Annotated in this window: 14 protein-coding genes; 6 read left to right on the top strand and 8 right to left on the bottom strand. The window is 50.9% G+C overall.

Translation table 11 applies throughout. The features are described from left to right. Positions 1–323 precede the first annotated feature (323 nt). The gene (locus LCF41_RS05150; protein ID WP_225087164.1) at positions 324–953 is read right to left on the bottom strand and encodes a glutathione S-transferase family protein; all 630 of its coding nucleotides are present in this window, start codon (positions 951–953) and stop codon (positions 324–326) included. A 376-nt stretch (positions 954–1329) separates the two neighbouring features. Between LCF41_RS05150 and LCF41_RS05155 the strand changes: the two genes are divergently transcribed. From LCF41_RS05155 to LCF41_RS05170, 4 genes are all read left to right on the top strand, one after another. After that, positions 1330–2952, top strand: a complete 1623-nt coding sequence (locus LCF41_RS05155) for an EAL domain-containing protein (protein ID WP_225087165.1) — start codon at positions 1330–1332, stop codon at positions 2950–2952. A 120-nt stretch (positions 2953–3072) separates the two neighbouring features. Beyond that, positions 3073–3414, top strand: a complete 342-nt coding sequence (locus tag LCF41_RS05160; RefSeq protein WP_225087166.1) for a zinc ribbon domain-containing protein YjdM — start codon at positions 3073–3075, stop codon at positions 3412–3414. 136 nt (positions 3415–3550) lie between these two features. Continuing rightward, complete coding sequence (gene mltB, locus LCF41_RS05165; RefSeq protein ID WP_182099285.1) at positions 3551–4621, top strand: lytic murein transglycosylase B; 1071 nt, start codon at positions 3551–3553, stop codon at positions 4619–4621. A 532-nt stretch (positions 4622–5153) separates the two neighbouring features. Further along, positions 5154–5879: a sulfite exporter TauE/SafE family protein gene (locus LCF41_RS05170; RefSeq protein ID WP_225087167.1), complete on the top strand. Its 726-nt coding sequence runs from the start codon at positions 5154–5156 to the stop codon at positions 5877–5879. Here the strand turns inward: LCF41_RS05170 and LCF41_RS05175 are convergent. From LCF41_RS05175 to LCF41_RS05200, 6 genes are all read right to left on the bottom strand, one after another. After that, positions 5876–6769, bottom strand: coding sequence for a LysR family transcriptional regulator (locus LCF41_RS05175; protein WP_225087168.1), 894 nt, complete (start codon positions 6767–6769; stop codon positions 5876–5878). The two genes, LCF41_RS05170 and LCF41_RS05175, sit on opposite strands and share 4 nt — an antisense overlap. An 80-nt stretch (positions 6770–6849) precedes the next feature. Further along, a complete protein-coding gene (locus LCF41_RS05180; protein WP_225087169.1) occupies positions 6850–7557 on the bottom strand; it encodes a GGDEF domain-containing protein in 708 nt (235 codons plus the stop codon). Continuing rightward, the gene (locus LCF41_RS05185) at positions 7544–7996 is read right to left on the bottom strand and encodes a DUF1987 domain-containing protein (protein WP_225087170.1); all 453 of its coding nucleotides are present in this window, start codon (positions 7994–7996) and stop codon (positions 7544–7546) included. The genes LCF41_RS05180 and LCF41_RS05185 overlap by 14 nt, the downstream gene beginning before the upstream one ends. A 1-nt stretch (position 7997) precedes the next feature. Beyond that, positions 7998–8552, bottom strand: coding sequence for a SiaB family protein kinase (locus LCF41_RS05190; protein WP_225087171.1), 555 nt, complete (start codon positions 8550–8552; stop codon positions 7998–8000). Between the two features lie 13 nt (positions 8553–8565). Beyond that, complete coding sequence (locus LCF41_RS05195; protein ID WP_225087172.1) at positions 8566–9810, bottom strand: SpoIIE family protein phosphatase; 1245 nt, start codon at positions 9808–9810, stop codon at positions 8566–8568. Positions 9811–10224: 414 nt separating this feature from the next. After that, positions 10225–11418 (bottom strand): alpha/beta hydrolase, encoded by a 1194-nt coding sequence (locus LCF41_RS05200; protein ID WP_225087173.1) that lies wholly within the window; start codon positions 11416–11418, stop codon positions 10225–10227. A gap of 210 nt (positions 11419–11628) precedes the next feature. Between LCF41_RS05200 and LCF41_RS05205 the strand changes: the two genes are divergently transcribed. Next, entirely contained in the window at positions 11629–12363 is a 735-nt protein-coding gene (locus LCF41_RS05205; protein WP_225087174.1) for an FCD domain-containing protein, read from the top strand. 285 nt (positions 12364–12648) lie between these two features. Then, positions 12649–13845: a mannonate dehydratase gene (gene uxuA, locus LCF41_RS05210; protein ID WP_225087175.1), complete on the top strand. Its 1197-nt coding sequence runs from the start codon at positions 12649–12651 to the stop codon at positions 13843–13845. Positions 13846–13948: 103 nt separating this feature from the next. Here the strand turns inward: uxuA and pelI are convergent, their stop codons facing one another. Further along, positions 13949–15004, bottom strand: coding sequence for a pectate lyase PelI (gene pelI / locus LCF41_RS05215; protein ID WP_225087176.1), 1056 nt, complete (start codon positions 15002–15004; stop codon positions 13949–13951). Between the last annotated feature and the right edge of the window lie 457 nt (positions 15005–15461).

Genomic DNA, 15461 nt, shown 5'->3' on the forward strand with positions numbered 1-15461 from the left:
AAATACAATGGCATTTGGTATGCATGGCGACACGTCTTGCTTTTTATACGCATTAATATGTATGAGTCGCGGTGGGATCTTATCCATGATCTTGAAAAATAGCGTGTTGTTGATTTTGATAGGGATGCCGAGGCCTTAGACAAAACATGAGGTCATCCCCACGTTGGATACTCACCACTACGTTATCAAACATAAGGTCAGTTCTTTGCAATGTAGCAGATGACTGGGATAAGGACGCGTATTCGATTTTTCCACTAGCGCTTAAGTGCGCGAGGCGGCTCGCAAGTTTGCCTGTTAAATAAGTGATGCCTCGCGCTGATTCCTTATTCTGCGCGCGACTCAATGTCCTGAACTTTCTGCCAGCTAGGCAGATTTTTCAGGCGCTGTGAATAGCGCTGAATATTCGGGAATCGTTCTCCGGGCACGAGTCGTTCTACGACGGTATTAATCACGAAGCCCAGCATAATATCCGCACCACTCAGCTTATCGCCCACGATAAATTCTCTTGCAGACAGCATGTTGTCTAAAAATGAAAAGACTTTCTCGAATTCGTTGTCGGCGTAGCTCTCAAGGAAATTTAGCGTGGTGCCGGTATTCTTTTCAAATTCGCCAAAGATCTTTAATAACACTGGCAGCATGGCGGAGCTTTCCGCGAAGTGTATCCACTGAAGATAGTCAATGTATTCGGCCTCACTTACATCTGGAGCCAGGTGTTTTGCATGGCGATTGATCAGGTATTCAACGATAGCGCCAGATTCCGCGATGATCTTGCCCTCTTCTTCAATCAACGGCGATTTACCCAAAGGATGTATCGCTTTTAATGAGGCCGGTGCTAAGTGCGTTTTTTCATCCCGCTGATATCTGACGAGTTCATAAGGTATTCCTGCTTCCTCAAGCAGCCAGAGGATACGAACAGACCGTGAATCATTAAGATGGTGCAATGTTAATCCCATATTATTTTTCCTTAAATTCTGATGAAGAGTGCGAGTCGCCATGATGTGGTTTCCTCCGCCTGTGTGGGTTCCATGTCATACCAGCAGAGTAGCGGTTCCGGTGGTTTGCGGCTAACAAGGCTATTTTTGAGGGGATATAAATATTTTTATGAGGTAATGATGACCATGAGTGATGGCCAAAAACATGGCCAGCGATCGCCGCACCACGTGCATCGACTGGCTCGAGAAGGTGTCGGTATGGATCTTTGCCTGAGAGGATGCGCAGAATGCGACAGTCACCAATGTCTTAAAATCAGAATTATTTGAGATATCGATACATGCTGTGGGAAGGTTGTGTGCTATGTTGGATTTCTCATCATGACGACGCGTCGCTCCTATGAAAAAAAGCCTGCTAGCCTATTTTCAAACGCTCTATTTTAAGAAAAATTTTTTCTTATTGTCCGCCAGCCTGCTTTTTATTCTGGCATCGCTTTTTGCATTGGTGCTTACGGTTTATTCAACGTTCACGCTCAGACAGTTTGAAAGTGAAGTCGATAATTTTTCTAACGTCACGGTTGAACATGCCGAAAAAATAATGTTGCAGGCGACGTCCGCACTCGATGTTTTAGAAACATATATTCCACCTTATTGTGATAATCCGCATCTGGGTTTACTGCGTAAGATCGCTTACGACAATGATTATATTCAGGACGTGGTTTATATTGATGGGAATCGTCCTCGCTGTTCTTCGATGCTGAACGAAATTCGTACCATGTTTCTTCCCGTGCCCGATTTCCGCTATGAAAATCGCTATGATATCTGGTACAAAATTGAAAGTCCGCTGAACAAAAATAAGACGATGATTTATGTTGGCGCAACGCGTCATCTTGTGGTGTTGAATCCACGTTCATTTCTGGATGTCCCTTCCTACAGTTACAATATCCAATATGCATTGCTGGAGAAAAACAAGCGGGATGGGCGGGTTATCCTGTCAGATTTGATGAGTAGCGATGTGTATTCTCGCTTGATTGCGGGGGGAAATAACCCCGATAGATTTTATATTGGCGATAAATACTACGTTCAGAAACCGCTGTCCAATAGCGATCTCGCTCTGGTAGTGAGTGCGGATCGCGCTACAAGTTTCTCATTCTACCTAAAGATTTTTCTCTTCGTGTTGCCCGTTTTTCTACTGCTTTCCCTGATTCTATCTACACTCATCTCTAAAAAATCACTGGCCATTCAGAGTCCGCGCTATGTTTTCAATCAGGCGCTGAGGCAAAAAGAATTTGAATTGTATTATCAGCCGATTATTAAACTGGATACCGCTCAGATCGTGGGATGTGAAGCGCTGATACGCTGGCGTCATGCGGACGGGCGCCTGATTACGCCGGACTCCTTTATTCCCATGATTCGTCAGGTTGGGCTAATGAAGGAGCTAACGTTTTTCGTCATTAATGAGGCGCTACAAACGGCCAGCATACTGAAGAAACGTTACCCTGCGATGTTTGTCTCCATCAATCTTGAAGCGGCGGAGTTTGAAGACATATCCGTTTTCAATTATCTCGTCGAACATATTGCGGCGCACGATCTCGAGGGTGCCAATGTTAATGTCGAATTAACCGAATCCTCCATGATCGAACCGCAGAAAGCGGCACCGATGGTGGAGCTGTATCAACAACAAGGCATTGATGTCGCCATTGATGATTTTGGGACCGGGTATTCCGGGCTGTCGTATCTTGAGCGGGTAAAAGCCAATAAGCTTAAAATCGACAAGTCCTTTGTTGGGAATATTAATGATCACTCGCCGACCGATATTGTGCTGTCCCATATTGTCAGCATGGCGCACTGTCTTAATCTGCATATTGTTGCCGAGGGGATTGAGACCCCGGTTCAGGAAGCCTATCTGAAAAGCCTGGGCGTCGCTTATGCGCAGGGCTGGCTGTATTCCAAAGCGCTAACGCAAGAAGCCTTGATGGCGTTTCTGGCGGCAAGGGGCGAAACGGTGTCAGATGGGCAGTAAAGTCACGATAAACGCTGCTTCACTATCAAAAATATGCATAAAAGGGTAAAATATCGAAAATATTGCAGTTACCTAATGATATTTATTACTTTTTTATTGTGAATTTTTCAGGAGTTTATCATGCAACAGTTACCTCATTGTCCGAAATGCAGTTCTGAATATACCTGGCAAGAAGGTGAAATGTTCAACTGCCCGGAATGCGGAAATGAGTGGTCCGCAACAGATGACGCGGCGGCGCAGGATGAGGGGGTAGTGGTCAGAGATGCTAACGGCAATCTGCTGGCGGATGGCGATACGGTAACGGTCATTAAAGACCTGAAAGTAAAAGGCAGCTCCACCCCGCTGAAAATCGGCACCCGCGTGAAGGGTATTCGTCTGGTTGAAGGCGATCACAATATTGATTGTAAAATCGATGGTTTCGGCCCGATGAAGCTGAAATCCGAGTTTGTGAAGAAAAACTGATTCGTGTGTGATGGCGTGCGCCGGTCTGTCATCTGGTCGGCGCGCGGCACTTTTTCACCTCCGGCTGGTTTTTTCACATCAGACAATCCTTTACCATAGCGGGTATTGATTTCTTACCTGGCTATACGGATATCTGATGCGTCATTTGGTTCGTTTTCTCCCTCTGCTTGTTTTGCTCTCGGCCTGTAGCAGTCAGCCGGCTCCTCCCCCCGCAGAAGCGCCTTCAGGTAACCCTTTTAAAGGCGGTTTCCTGCTTGAACCGGCACACAATGTCCATCCGTTAGGCGGTGATTTTGCGACTAACCCCGCTACAGCGCGGTTTGTCGATAAAATGGTGCTGGAACACGGCTTTAATCGCCAGCAGTTGCATGATGTGCTGGTGCAGGCGAAGAGCCTGGACTGGGTCATTCGCCTGATGGATAAACAAGCCCCGACATCGCGTCCGCCTTCAGGGCCGAACGGTGCCTGGAACCGCTACCGCAACCAGTTTATTACGCCAGACAACGTGCAGAATGGTGTGGCGTTTTGGAATCAATATCAGGATGCATTACAGCGCGCCCAGAATATTTATGGCGTCCCGCCTGAGATCATCGTCGGCATTATTGGCGTTGAAACCCGCTGGGGCAGAGTGATGGGGAAAACACGTATCATCGATGCATTGGCAACGCTGGCGTTTGATTACCCGCGACGTGCCGATTACTTTGCGGGCGAGCTGGAAACCTTCCTGCTGATGGCGCGTAAAGAAGGCAACGACCCGCTCAGTCTGCGCGGCTCTTACGCGGGGGCGATGGGCTATGGGCAGTTTATGCCTTCTTCCTTCAAGAATTACGCGGTTGATTTCGACGGCAACGGACATACTAACCTGTGGGATCCGGTGGACGCGATTGGCAGCGTAGCCAACTATTTCAAAGCGCACGGGTGGGTGAAGGGTGCCCCTGTGGCGGTGCAGGCAAACGGTCAGGCACCGCTGCTGGCGAATGGTTTTAATACCCGTTACTCGCTCACCGAACTACAGGCCGCGGGATTAACGCCACAGCATTCGCTGGCGGGATACAGTGAAGCCAGCCTGCTACGGTTGGATATCGGTACGGGCTATCAATATTGGTACGGATTACCGAATTTCTACACCATCACGCGCTACAACCACAGCACGCACTACGCGATGGCCGTGTGGCAACTGGGTGAAGCCGTAGGCCGCGCTCGCTAAGATATTTGCGGATACTGTTTATGCTGTATCCGTCTTCTCTTTCGCAAGGGCAGTTACTTATACACAATGTAAGGATGCCATCGGGTCTGGCCGTTATCTGGCGTAAAAAATTATTCTGAGGAGATAGCAGGCTTAGGATGAGCCGCATGGACGCGGCGAAAGCTTGCGCCACGTATGGAACGTGTCGCAAGCGGTCCTCTAAGCCTGATACCGACGAAGGCACCGCTTTAGCGGCATAATTTCCGCCAAAAGCCGGGGTTCATAGGGGGCTGGTGTTTGAGCCCCCAATGTCGGGCGTGTGCTACGAAGTAGCATGAGAATAACGGTATTGTGGCGCACGAAACGGCCTCTGAGCCTGCATAAAGATGTGACTCAAAGGACTGTCCGAGAATCTCACTCTTCCTAATGCTCCCTTTGCCTCCAATTTTCCCTGAATCACCCTCAATACAATCCGCATAGACACCAGCAGAGACCTCATTGGACTATTCCTGCATAGGGGTTTTCCTAATGGCGCAGCAAACCGAGGCGATGAATGACGACGATGATGGTGGTGTTCCTGCTGGCTGGGATGGTGAAAGGCGTGATTGGTCTGGGGTTACCGACAATCGCGATGGGGCTGTTAACGCTGGTGATGCCCGCCGCCAGCGCGGCAGGGTTACTGATAGTCCCTTCTCTGGTGACCAACATCTGGCAACTGGTCTGCGGCCCCGCCTTTCTCAGCCTGATTACGCGGTTTTGGACGCTGTTTGCCGGGATTATCATTGGGACACTCTGGAATGGCCTGCCGACGCTAACCTCTTCATCGTCATGGACGAGTGCGGCGCTCGGCGGCATTTTGGTGGTTTACGGCCTATGGGGGATTTTGGCGACCACCTTGCCGCAGCCTGGCCGTCATGAAATCTGGCTGTCGCCGCTGGTGGGTTACATTACCGGTGCCATCACGGCGGCAACGGGGGTCTTCGTGATCCCCGCCGTACCTTACCTGCAATGCCTGCGGCTCAATAAAAACGATCTGGTACAGGCGCTGGGGCTGGCGTTTACCGTTTCCACGTTGGGGCTGGCGTTACAGCTAATGCAGGGGATCGGGCTACAGGGCATCGATCTCTGGCAGTCGATGCTGGCGCTGATTCCCGCGCTACTGGGCATGATGATGGGGCAACGCCTGCGCCACGCGATCAGCGAGCAGGTTTTCCGGCGCTGCTTCTTCCTCGGGTTGATGGCGTTGGGCGGATATATGGCCGTGCGCGGCCTGGTTTAAGCGGCGTTCTCTGTCGTAATAAACGTGACGAAGTCCTGAACATAGCCGGGCAGTGCGGAAAACTGGCGGGCGTAGACAACCAGATTACGTGTCGCCCAGTCGTCTGACAGTGGGACTGTGCGGATAGCCAGCCGCTCCATCATACGCTGTGTGGCATGGCGTGGAAGAATGCCAATGCCGATACCGCTGTGAATCACCTGCGTAACGGCATCAAAGCTGGCAAGACGCACGCGGTAATTCAGGCGTTTCCCCAGCCTTCTGGCGTGCTCGTCGATGTGCTCCTGTAACGCCGCGCCTTCGCTAAGCCCGATAAATTCGGCGTCGGCAATATCGGAAAAGGTAAGCTGCGAGGCGTCAGACCAGATACTGGCGCGGGGTACCACAGCCACCAGTTCATCCTGACGGAACCGGCGGGTTTCCAGTCCATCGAGCGGCACGGAGTCGGCCACAATGCCGAGATCGGCGGTTTGATTACGGATAGCGTTGACGATGTCGCGGCTGAGTTTTTCATTCACCGATACGGATATCTGTGGGCAGACCACCAGATAGTGACCCAGCAGAGCGGGTAAATATTCATTCAGTGCCGCAGAGTTGCACAACAGCGGAATATGGCCGCGCAACCCCTTGCTGTATTGATGTAATTCGCTGCGCATGTGATCGACCTGACGCAGGATGATGTGGGCATGGTGCGCAAGAGAAAATCCTGCGTCGGTGAGTGAGACGCCCGCCTTTGAGCGCCATAACAGCGGTACGCCAAGTTCGTCTTCCATGCCGCGGATGCGTTCGCTGGCGGCCTGTACGGTCAGGCTGGACGCCGCCGCGCCGCCGGTAATACTGCCTGCTTTCTGAATATTGAGAAACAGCCGGAGATCGGTTAAATCGAATCGCATAGCGGGAGTCTGTCTCGGAGGAGCCGATACCCACTATTATGGTCGTGAGTCAGGGCGAGGGCAATCGCCCAGCCCGCGACTTACTGAAATTCCACTCTATTTCTTCCCTTTTCCTTGGCCTGATAGAGTGCGGCATCCGCTGCGCCATAGAGTGCATCGAAACTGGTTTTCTGTGGTGCCCAACTGACACCGAAGCTGGCGGTAACGCGCTGTTGCGGCAGTACGCTGAGCGGCATTCTGTTGAGATCCTGATGAAGGCGGCTGGCGAGCGAGACAGCCTGCATCAGCGTATGCCCTTCCAGCAGGATGGTGAACTCTTCACCGCCGACGCGGCCAATGCTGCTCGTCGTATTCAGCACGTGTTGCACGCGTGATACCAGATCGCAGATTACGGCATCGCCGGTAGGGTGACCGTAGGTGTCGTTCACCAGCTTGAAGTGATCGATATCTAACACGATGAGCGCCGCCTGATTGCGTTCCAGCGCGTGGTTGATGCGTTCAATGATCGCACCACGGTTATACACACTGGTCAGCGGATCGTGGCTGGCTTTGTACTCCAGTTCGACCGCCAATTGATTGAGCTGGGCGTTCAAACGGTTCAGCTCTTTCTCCGCCCGATCGCTGCGTGAAATCAGGCGGTGCGATTCTCGTACCAGCCGCTGGTAATGGTCGGTTAACGCCAGCAGCGTGTCGCGATAGACTTCAGCAGGTCTTTCCTGCTGGTTAGCGATGTTGCGCGCGGCGAGCAGAATGTCGTATTCCGGTGTAAACAATTCAATTGTGCTCATGGTTCTCACTCAAAATCGTGCTGTGAAAGGTCAGGGCAGGGAAGTCAATGTGAAGCTCTTCACCAAATTCTTCCGCAATGTCGTCGTCTTTGTCGTAATACCAATACAGGGCAATCGATAGCGACTGTTCAGCAGCCTGGTTAAGCAGGTTGAATAAACTGAACAGCATCTTAGTGCTGGAGCTGTTGAAATAAATCAGGGAGACGTGAATTTCGATGTTCGGTAGCGCCTCATCCGGCGACATCGTTTCCGCGTAGGTCGTCAGCGTGTGCAGATACGCCTGAATCTCCGTAAGCAGCGGGCGGTAAAACGCCGCAGCATTCTCAGGATAAGACTCGCCGGAAAGATAAAGACGGTGTGTGTCAAAGTGAAAATCAACAGTTGGGGTACAGGATGTCCCCGAAATATGGAGGTTGCTTATGGTCGTTATATTTTTCATGTCAAATGATTGCCTTCAGATAAAACGTAGATAGCCCCGTTGATGCGTCGGCCCGAAACGTAAACTGGAGTGGCTCACTGGCATCACGCGCGACGGTCAACAGCCCCATATCCGCGCCTTTGCTTGATGACGGGGTTTCATCGCGCAGAGAGGCCTTATAGGCGAGGCGGATTTCATCAAGTGTCATACCGCGCAGCGGTTCAAGACGTCCCCGCAGCGTCTCGACATCGTCGGGGTGTACCGGGTTGGCGCACAGCAGGAAGTATTTCCCATTTTCGTAACCCAGACAGACGGAACCATGACGGACCTCGACGGGCTGATCGAGCGCCGTTAGCGGGGCGGCGGAATAGCGAGTAATGTTCTGCACCATTTCGACGAAGGTAGAGAACAGTCTGCGACGGATACCGGCAGGAAGCTGTTTTTTCTCCAGCTGTAGCCGCATGGTTTCAGCCAGTGAACTGATGATGTTTTGTGAAAAATAGCCCACGTAATACAGCGTGATATCATGCTGGTGCGAGGGCGTGAAAAATTCAGTGTATTTGATGTTTGGCATCATTCTGCCTGCCTGATTAAACAAAAGTCGAACAATGTCGGAAGCCCCAAAATGTTAAATCATCTCGTCGGGTCTGATCGCCCTGGTAGATCTTGTGTGCCGACAGGAGCTGGTTAGCCAGCTCACGCATCGGCTGGTGTTGATAGTGCTGGAGATGCTCCTGTAGCCGGCGTTTTCCAAACATAATCCTGCGTTCTCCGCCAATTTGATCCGTCAATCCGTCCGTGGTGGTAAAAAACATATCGTTATCATGAAGCGGCAATTCGTAGCTCGACCATTGGTAGTCATAAGGCGTTTCGGTATAGCCGATCCCCATACGATCGCACTGGAGTGGTGTCAGTTGCCCGGTATGGCGTTGCAGCATGAAGGCTGGCATCCTCGCGCCGGCAAATGTCAGCGTGTTGCGCGTCATGTCGCAAAACATCAGCATGGCATCGCAACCGTCGTTAGAGGCCGAAAGCTGGCGCGTCTCGTCACGCTGCCCCAGCGTATCTTTAATATGGCGGTTGATCGTTTGTAATAGCTGCGCAGGCAGCATCGGACCGTGCTGGGTCAGCGCCTGTTCCAGTGCGGAAGAGAAAATCAGCGTCATAAATGCGCCGGGTACGCCGTGTCCAGTGCAGTCTGCGACGGCAGCAAGCCAGCCATTCTGATAGGTTTTAAAGGCATAGCAGTCACCGCCGACACAGTCTCGCGGTTCCCAGGCCAAACACCAGTCCGCAAGCGTGCGGGACATCGCCTGCGTTGACGTCGTCAGCATCGCGGCCTGAATCACGCTGGCATATTCGATACTCTGCATAATCTGCTGATGCTGGCGCAGGTGCATATCGGAGACGGCCTTAATCAGATCGATGCCCAGCCCGATACCGATATAACGCCCGTTCTCGGTGATCATAAAGCCATCCGTCAGCGATTTATCACCAGTGATCACCGTTTGATCGGCGACGTCGTTTAACGACGCCAGCGCATCAACAATCAGCGGGTTTTTATCCATAAACGCGATGCAGCTCTTTTTATCGTACAGTTCGCGATAAAAAGGCCGTGACATTTGCGAGAGAAAAATGTGGCGGTTGATTAAGCCAAAAGGGCGTCCATCCTCAACGACAGGCAGGCTAACCCACTCTTTATTTTTACTAAATAACTGCAATACGGTGGCGTTGTCGGTGTTAGGGGAAACGTCCGGCAACGGAATGCAAAGATCTCGCGCCACCGGTGTACCCCGGAGGAGCGGTCGGGCGCAAGGAACGGGCATAGCGATCATGGTTAATCTTTGGGCAGATTTGTCTTTAAGGAAAAATACCTGCCCTTGATGACCAAATGATGACAGCCCCCGTCATACTTCAAGCCGCAGATGCGTTGGCTTCCCTTAAATACTCGGCCCGTCGTGGGCCTCGCCCTAAAGAGCCGCTGCAAGCAGCGTTCAAATCTGCTCCCGGCAGATTTGTCACTCCCAGTTACTTACCGGTGTAAGCTCCTGGGGATTAATGAACCTCATAAATGAGGCTCACCCTTCGGGCCAGCGCTAGCGCTGTTCAAATCGGTTTATAACCGATTTGTCGCGCGGTTGCCGCGTTACGAGGCACATAAATGAGCCTCGCCCTGAAGGGTCAACACTTCGTGTTGTTCAAAACGATAACGTTTTGTCCTGCAACTCGAATTATTTAGGGGGCTCGTGCTATTGCGTGTGCAGGACGTTGGCCATGATCTGATTTTGCCAGTCGAAATAGGGGTTAAAGGTCAGGCGTACATGGGTTTTGCCATTTTCCACGTATCCCCAGTCGGAATACCACAGCGTGCTGCGATCCTGACAGGTTTTCAGGTCGTTCAGGGGTTGGCCGTTGGCGCAGATGACGATGGCTCCGGTTTTACCGTATTCCTTATTGTCTGGCGAAAACAGGAGCGACATGTGCGAGAACTGGCTGATGCGCCATTCAGGTAGCGAACCTGTCCGCACCAACACGCGTGAGGAATGGACACCGGCAGGGCGATCGCCATACCAGATCAGGCGGCTGCGCGCGTTGGTAAACTGCTTATCGAACGCGTCGACAACATAAGCCGTATCAACGACGGAATCATGCTCTGCCAGCACGATTAGCACCGGTTTGTCATAAGGTTTTTTGGCGAGCTCTGAACGCACACCGCTGCTGGAATAATAATATTGAGCGAAGCCGTTGGTTGGCACGCGCATATAGCGGGTTGCCAACTGCTGCGGATAGCCGGGGCGCGGCGGCATCAGCCAGTCGGTAAATACGGACAGTAACGGAGCCATGAAGTCGTATTTTTCGTTGGATTTAATCGCGGGGGAGAATAATACCAGCCCTTTGATTTCCGGGTGTTGTAACGCGTATTCCAGCACCAGATTGCCGCCAGTGGAGAAGCCACCCAGATAAACCTCATCGACCTCTTTGCTGAGGATGGCGGCCTGCTCGGCGACCACTTTGCGCCAGTCATCGACGGTGACGTGCAACAGATCTGACGGTCGGGTGCCATGTCCCGGTAGCAATACGGTTCTGACCAGAAAGCCTTGTTCGACCAGTTGCGGCGTAATGTCGATGAATGAACCGGGTGAGTCACCTAGCCCGTGCACCAGCAAAATGGCCTTATGCGGCTGGCCGGCGGGGCGAGTTTCACTGGGCGTGTTCCAGCGTAATTCCAGCTGTTTATCCGTGGTCTGGAAAGCGCGATGCTGCGCGACCCAGCTCGCCGTATCTTGCTGGTAACGCTCGAATGACGTTTGTCCTAATGGTGTGATGTCGCGAGGCGTGTTGTTACATCCCACCATAAAAAGTACGCCACCTATGGCAAACAAACCTGTCATGACCTGCTTGCAGGTTGTCCACGACACGAACCGGAATACGTTTATTGTCATTTATGCTCCTTGCCTCTTTGGCAGCATCAAGCCGATCGCGAACGGGTAATGGCGTTTCGACAACACTATATCTGAAATTATTTGGCAAGCATGGCGCTCAACGTGCGGCGTAGTGGGGCTTCATGTTATACTTCAGACAAATTGGGCGTTTTTCTGTCTTTTGGTCAGGCCAATATTGCGATGGCCGATGTTGAATAAAGGGATGGCGGTATGCGTTTATATCAGCAGATTGGTGACAATCTCCGCGCGGAAATTCTGAAGGGCAACTATCAGATTGGCGACCGTTTGCCTCCCGAGCGCGATATTGCTGAAACCTACAACGTCAGCCGTAGCGTGGTGCGTGAAGCGCTGATCATGCTGGAATTGGAAAAGCTGATTGAGGTGCGTAAAGGCTCTGGTGTTTATGTCATGCAACTGCCGGCCGCGCAGGGGAAAGAGGGCGCAGTGGACAGCGGATATGGTCCCTTCGAGCTGATGCAGGCGCGCCAACTGCTGGAAGGTGAAGTGGCCGCCTTTGCCGCGATGCAGGCGACCAAAAGCGACATTGTGAAAATGCGACAGGCCATTGAACAAGAAAGGACATCGCTTGAAAACGGCAGCGTGGATGAAAGTGCCGATGAACAATTCCATTGCCTGCTGGCGCAATCTACCCAAAACAGCGTCTTAGCCAATATGGTGTATGAGGTGTGGCAGGCGCGTAAACGCAGCCCAATGTGGCAAGGCATTCATTCTCATACCGAGGATTTTAGCTATCAGCGCCAGTGGCTGGACGATCATGAACAGATCCTGCGTGCCGTGTCTCGTCGTGATGTGAATATGGCGCGTCAGGCAATGTGGCAGCATTTGGAGAACGTAAAAATTAAACTGCTGGAAATCTCGAATGTGGACGATCCGGCATTCGACGGCTACCTGTTCGAGTCTGTTCCTTCCCGCCTGGAATCCTGATTGCGCTTTGCATTTTCTTTCCCGTCTGGATTTTCTCTCCGGCATCGCATCGGTGTGCGGAGAGAAAAGATATCAGACCAAATAACCTTTTTTTGATTTCCTCTTCATTTTTTTAGTCTTATTGGCATGATGTTAGGCCAAAAAACGAATTTTTTGTGTAATTGGTCAATCAATTTGTGCATTTCGTTTGACAGCCTGCCCCGGTGAGGTAGTCTTTTCCTCATTTATTGATGAAAAAAAGTGAAAAAGACAATTCTCTCACTTGACGAAAAAAGGTAACTCAGTATGGAACAAACCTGGCGTTGGTACGGCCCGAACGATCCTGTCTCACTGGATGACGTGCGGCAAGCTGGTGCGACTGGCGTGGTGACGGCACTACACCACATTCCCAATGGTGAAATCTGGTCGGTTGAAGAGATTGAAAAGCGCAAAGCCGAATTGAAAGCGAAAGGGCTGGTTTGGTCGGTGGTGGAAAGCGTACCGGTTCATGAAGAGATCAAAACCCAGACGGGGAAGTATCAGCAGCATATCGCCAACTATCAGCAATCGCTGCGCAATCTGGCGCAGTGCGGGATCGATACGGTGTGCTATAACTTCATGCCCGTATTGGACTGGACGCGAACCGATCTGGAGTATGTTCTGCCGGATGGCGCAAAAGCGCTGCGTTTCGATCATATTGCCTTTGCGGCCTTTGAACTGCATATCCTACAGCGTCGCGGTGCCGAAAAAGATTACACGGCGGATGAACAGGCACAGGCTGCCGACTACTTCCGTGCGATGAGTGAAGAAGAGATTGCGCGCCTGACGGGGAACATTATCGCAGGCCTGCCGGGCTCTGAAGAGGGCTATACGCTGGAACAATTCCGCGGACGTTTGGCGGAATATGACGGTATTGACCATGCGAAACTGCGTGAGCACCTTGGGCATTTCCTCCGTGAGATTGTGCCTGTTGCGGAAGCTGTCGGTATTCGTCTGGCCATTCACCCCGATGATCCGCCACGCCCGATTCTTGGGTTGCCGCGCGTGATGTCTACGATTGACGACATGCGCTGGTTGAAACAGACGGTTGATAGCCTTCATAACGGCTTTACCTTCTGCACGGGCTCGTACGGCGTACGGGCCGATAACGACTTGGTTACGATGCTGGAAACATTTGGCGATCGCGTGCATTTCACTCATCTGCGTGCCACCTGTCGGGAAGACAATCCCAAGACGTTCCATGAAGGGGCGCATTTACAGGGGGATGTGGACATGGTGGCGATTATCAAGGCCATTCTGGCGGAAGAGCTGCGGCGCCAAAAGGCGGGCGATCGTCGTCCGATCCCGATGCGCCCAGATCACGGGCATCAGATGCTGGACGATCTGAAAAAGAAAACCAACCCTGGCTACTCGGCAATCGGTCGCCTGAAAGGGCTAGCGGAACTGCGTGGTGTTGAGCTGGCGCTGAAGCGCACGCTGTTTACCGAATTGCAGCAAGGATAATGAAATGAAACAGACCGTGCTTGAATAAGCACGGTCTGTTGACGATGGATGCGTCAGAACCCCAAATGGAACATTAATTTAGGAGCGAACTCTGCTGGCAGAATTACAGGGCTTTAACGTTTGAACGGCTAACTTTGCAGTTCTTGGTATCCCAGAATTCACCGTGTTTAGGAGAGTCACCTTTGCCTTTTTCTACACCGGTAAACTCTTCACATACAGGCGGTTTGCCTTCTTTGTAGTTTTTAATACGCAGATCGCGGATGTCAGCCACATCGCCAAAGTTACGGTTTACGCCTGCAATGCTATCAATGGTGCCGTTAACGGTTGCGCTGATGATGGTGAGGTTACGCGGACCGCCATTGTTGGTGCAGTCACCGCAAGAACGCCACAGTTTGCCGTGTTGACCCGTCAGAGTGAAGTTGCCCTGTACGATCGTGTGGCTGTTTTTGGCATTCTGTTGCAGCACTTTGTCCGGTTTGCCGCCAGGGCCATTGGTGGTGTTATGTGCGACACCGCCAACGATGGTCAGAGTTTTGCCGTTATTGGTCGCGGCATCTTCACAGATGTCTTCCCAGATCACGTTTTCAATACGGCAGTCGCCTGATTTACAGTGGATACCGTCAGAACCGCCTTTCTCGGAGATGCGCAGGTTCTTAATGGTGGCATTTTCCAGCGTGATAACCGGAGGCTGTTTATCACTGTCTCCGTTACAGCTCAGACCCAGAGTAATACCGCCGCAATCGACGGTTTTATCTTTAATTACCGCTCCTGCTTTACATTCGGAGCTGGTTGCTTTTAGTGCCGTCGCGCGCAGTGGTGCCGGCTCCTTGCTTGGGGCGGTTGGTGCTGCATTAGACTTCAGTACATTATTATTACCGCTCACGGTATCTACCCAATACCAATAATCCGACTTTGGATTGGCGGTTAAATCGGTAAAAGTCCTGTCGGTAGAATTGAGCTCTGCAATTTTTTCGCTGCCAGCCTGATTGTTACTGGTGTTGCGATACACATCCTGGCGAACAACGTTGCCTGCATCGGTAGACCAGCTTAAATAGGTGGCATTATCTTTTTTCAGCAGCATTAGCATTGTGTCATTAGCTTGAGCCTGAAAAGAAAAAGCAGCAGTACATAAAAATATCGGTGTTAAATACTTAAACATATGTTTTTCCTTGTAAAATAAACGGATATTTTTTCTCTTTATTTATTCTAAATAAAGAGTGGGTCCTTGCGCATCGGGAGGATTATATAGCAGGAAATATGAAATGAATAATAATTCGAAAAAATATTGAGGTTAATCAGGTTATTTAATTTAGTCTGTGATTATTTTATGTTTAACTTTATTAATTGTTTATTATATTATCTTTAATTATTTCTTATGAATTAATAAATATTCGGGAGGTTCTTATTAAGAAAATAAGAAAAAGGGATGCTCTGAAGAGATGAAAATCTTACCACCCGCTCACGGGCAGGCATGACTGGATTCGGTTGATTTCTACGTTTCGTTGATGTGCCATTTACTTTTATGGTGATAATTTAATCATGCGTAAAATTGAATGCTTCTACTAATAAGCATTGATGTTTTTTTATGTGAATGGACTTTTATTAACTGACATATC

It is taken from the genome of Pectobacterium colocasium (genome assembly GCF_020181655.1).
Lineage (GTDB): Bacteria > Pseudomonadota > Gammaproteobacteria > Enterobacterales > Enterobacteriaceae > Pectobacterium > Pectobacterium colocasium.

What these genes read in the sequence shown, in the direction of transcription:
- LCF41_RS05150 (WP_225087164.1), bottom strand. Translation starts at nt 953, where the DNA reads ATGGGATTAACATTGCACCATCTTAATGATTCACGGTCTGTTCGTATC.
- LCF41_RS05155 (WP_225087165.1), top strand. Translation starts at nt 1,330, where the DNA reads ATGAAAAAAAGCCTGCTAGCCTATTTTCAAACGCTCTATTTTAAGAAA.
- LCF41_RS05160 (WP_225087166.1), top strand. Translation starts at nt 3,073, where the DNA reads ATGCAACAGTTACCTCATTGTCCGAAATGCAGTTCTGAATATACCTGG.
- mltB (WP_182099285.1), top strand. Translation starts at nt 3,551, where the DNA reads ATGCGTCATTTGGTTCGTTTTCTCCCTCTGCTTGTTTTGCTCTCGGCC.
- LCF41_RS05170 (WP_225087167.1), top strand. Translation starts at nt 5,154, where the DNA reads ATGACGACGATGATGGTGGTGTTCCTGCTGGCTGGGATGGTGAAAGGC.
- LCF41_RS05175 (WP_225087168.1), bottom strand. Translation starts at nt 6,769, where the DNA reads ATGCGATTCGATTTAACCGATCTCCGGCTGTTTCTCAATATTCAGAAA.
- LCF41_RS05180 (WP_225087169.1), bottom strand. Translation starts at nt 7,557, where the DNA reads ATGAGCACAATTGAATTGTTTACACCGGAATACGACATTCTGCTCGCC.
- LCF41_RS05185 (WP_225087170.1), bottom strand. Translation starts at nt 7,996, where the DNA reads ATGAAAAATATAACGACCATAAGCAACCTCCATATTTCGGGGACATCC.
- LCF41_RS05190 (WP_225087171.1), bottom strand. Translation starts at nt 8,552, where the DNA reads ATGATGCCAAACATCAAATACACTGAATTTTTCACGCCCTCGCACCAG.
- LCF41_RS05195 (WP_225087172.1), bottom strand. Translation starts at nt 9,810, where the DNA reads ATGATCGCTATGCCCGTTCCTTGCGCCCGACCGCTCCTCCGGGGTACA.
- LCF41_RS05200 (WP_225087173.1), bottom strand. Translation starts at nt 11,418, where the DNA reads ATGACAATAAACGTATTCCGGTTCGTGTCGTGGACAACCTGCAAGCAG.
- LCF41_RS05205 (WP_225087174.1), top strand. Translation starts at nt 11,629, where the DNA reads ATGCGTTTATATCAGCAGATTGGTGACAATCTCCGCGCGGAAATTCTG.
- uxuA (WP_225087175.1), top strand. Translation starts at nt 12,649, where the DNA reads ATGGAACAAACCTGGCGTTGGTACGGCCCGAACGATCCTGTCTCACTG.
- pelI (WP_225087176.1), bottom strand. Translation starts at nt 15,004, where the DNA reads ATGTTTAAGTATTTAACACCGATATTTTTATGTACTGCTGCTTTTTCT.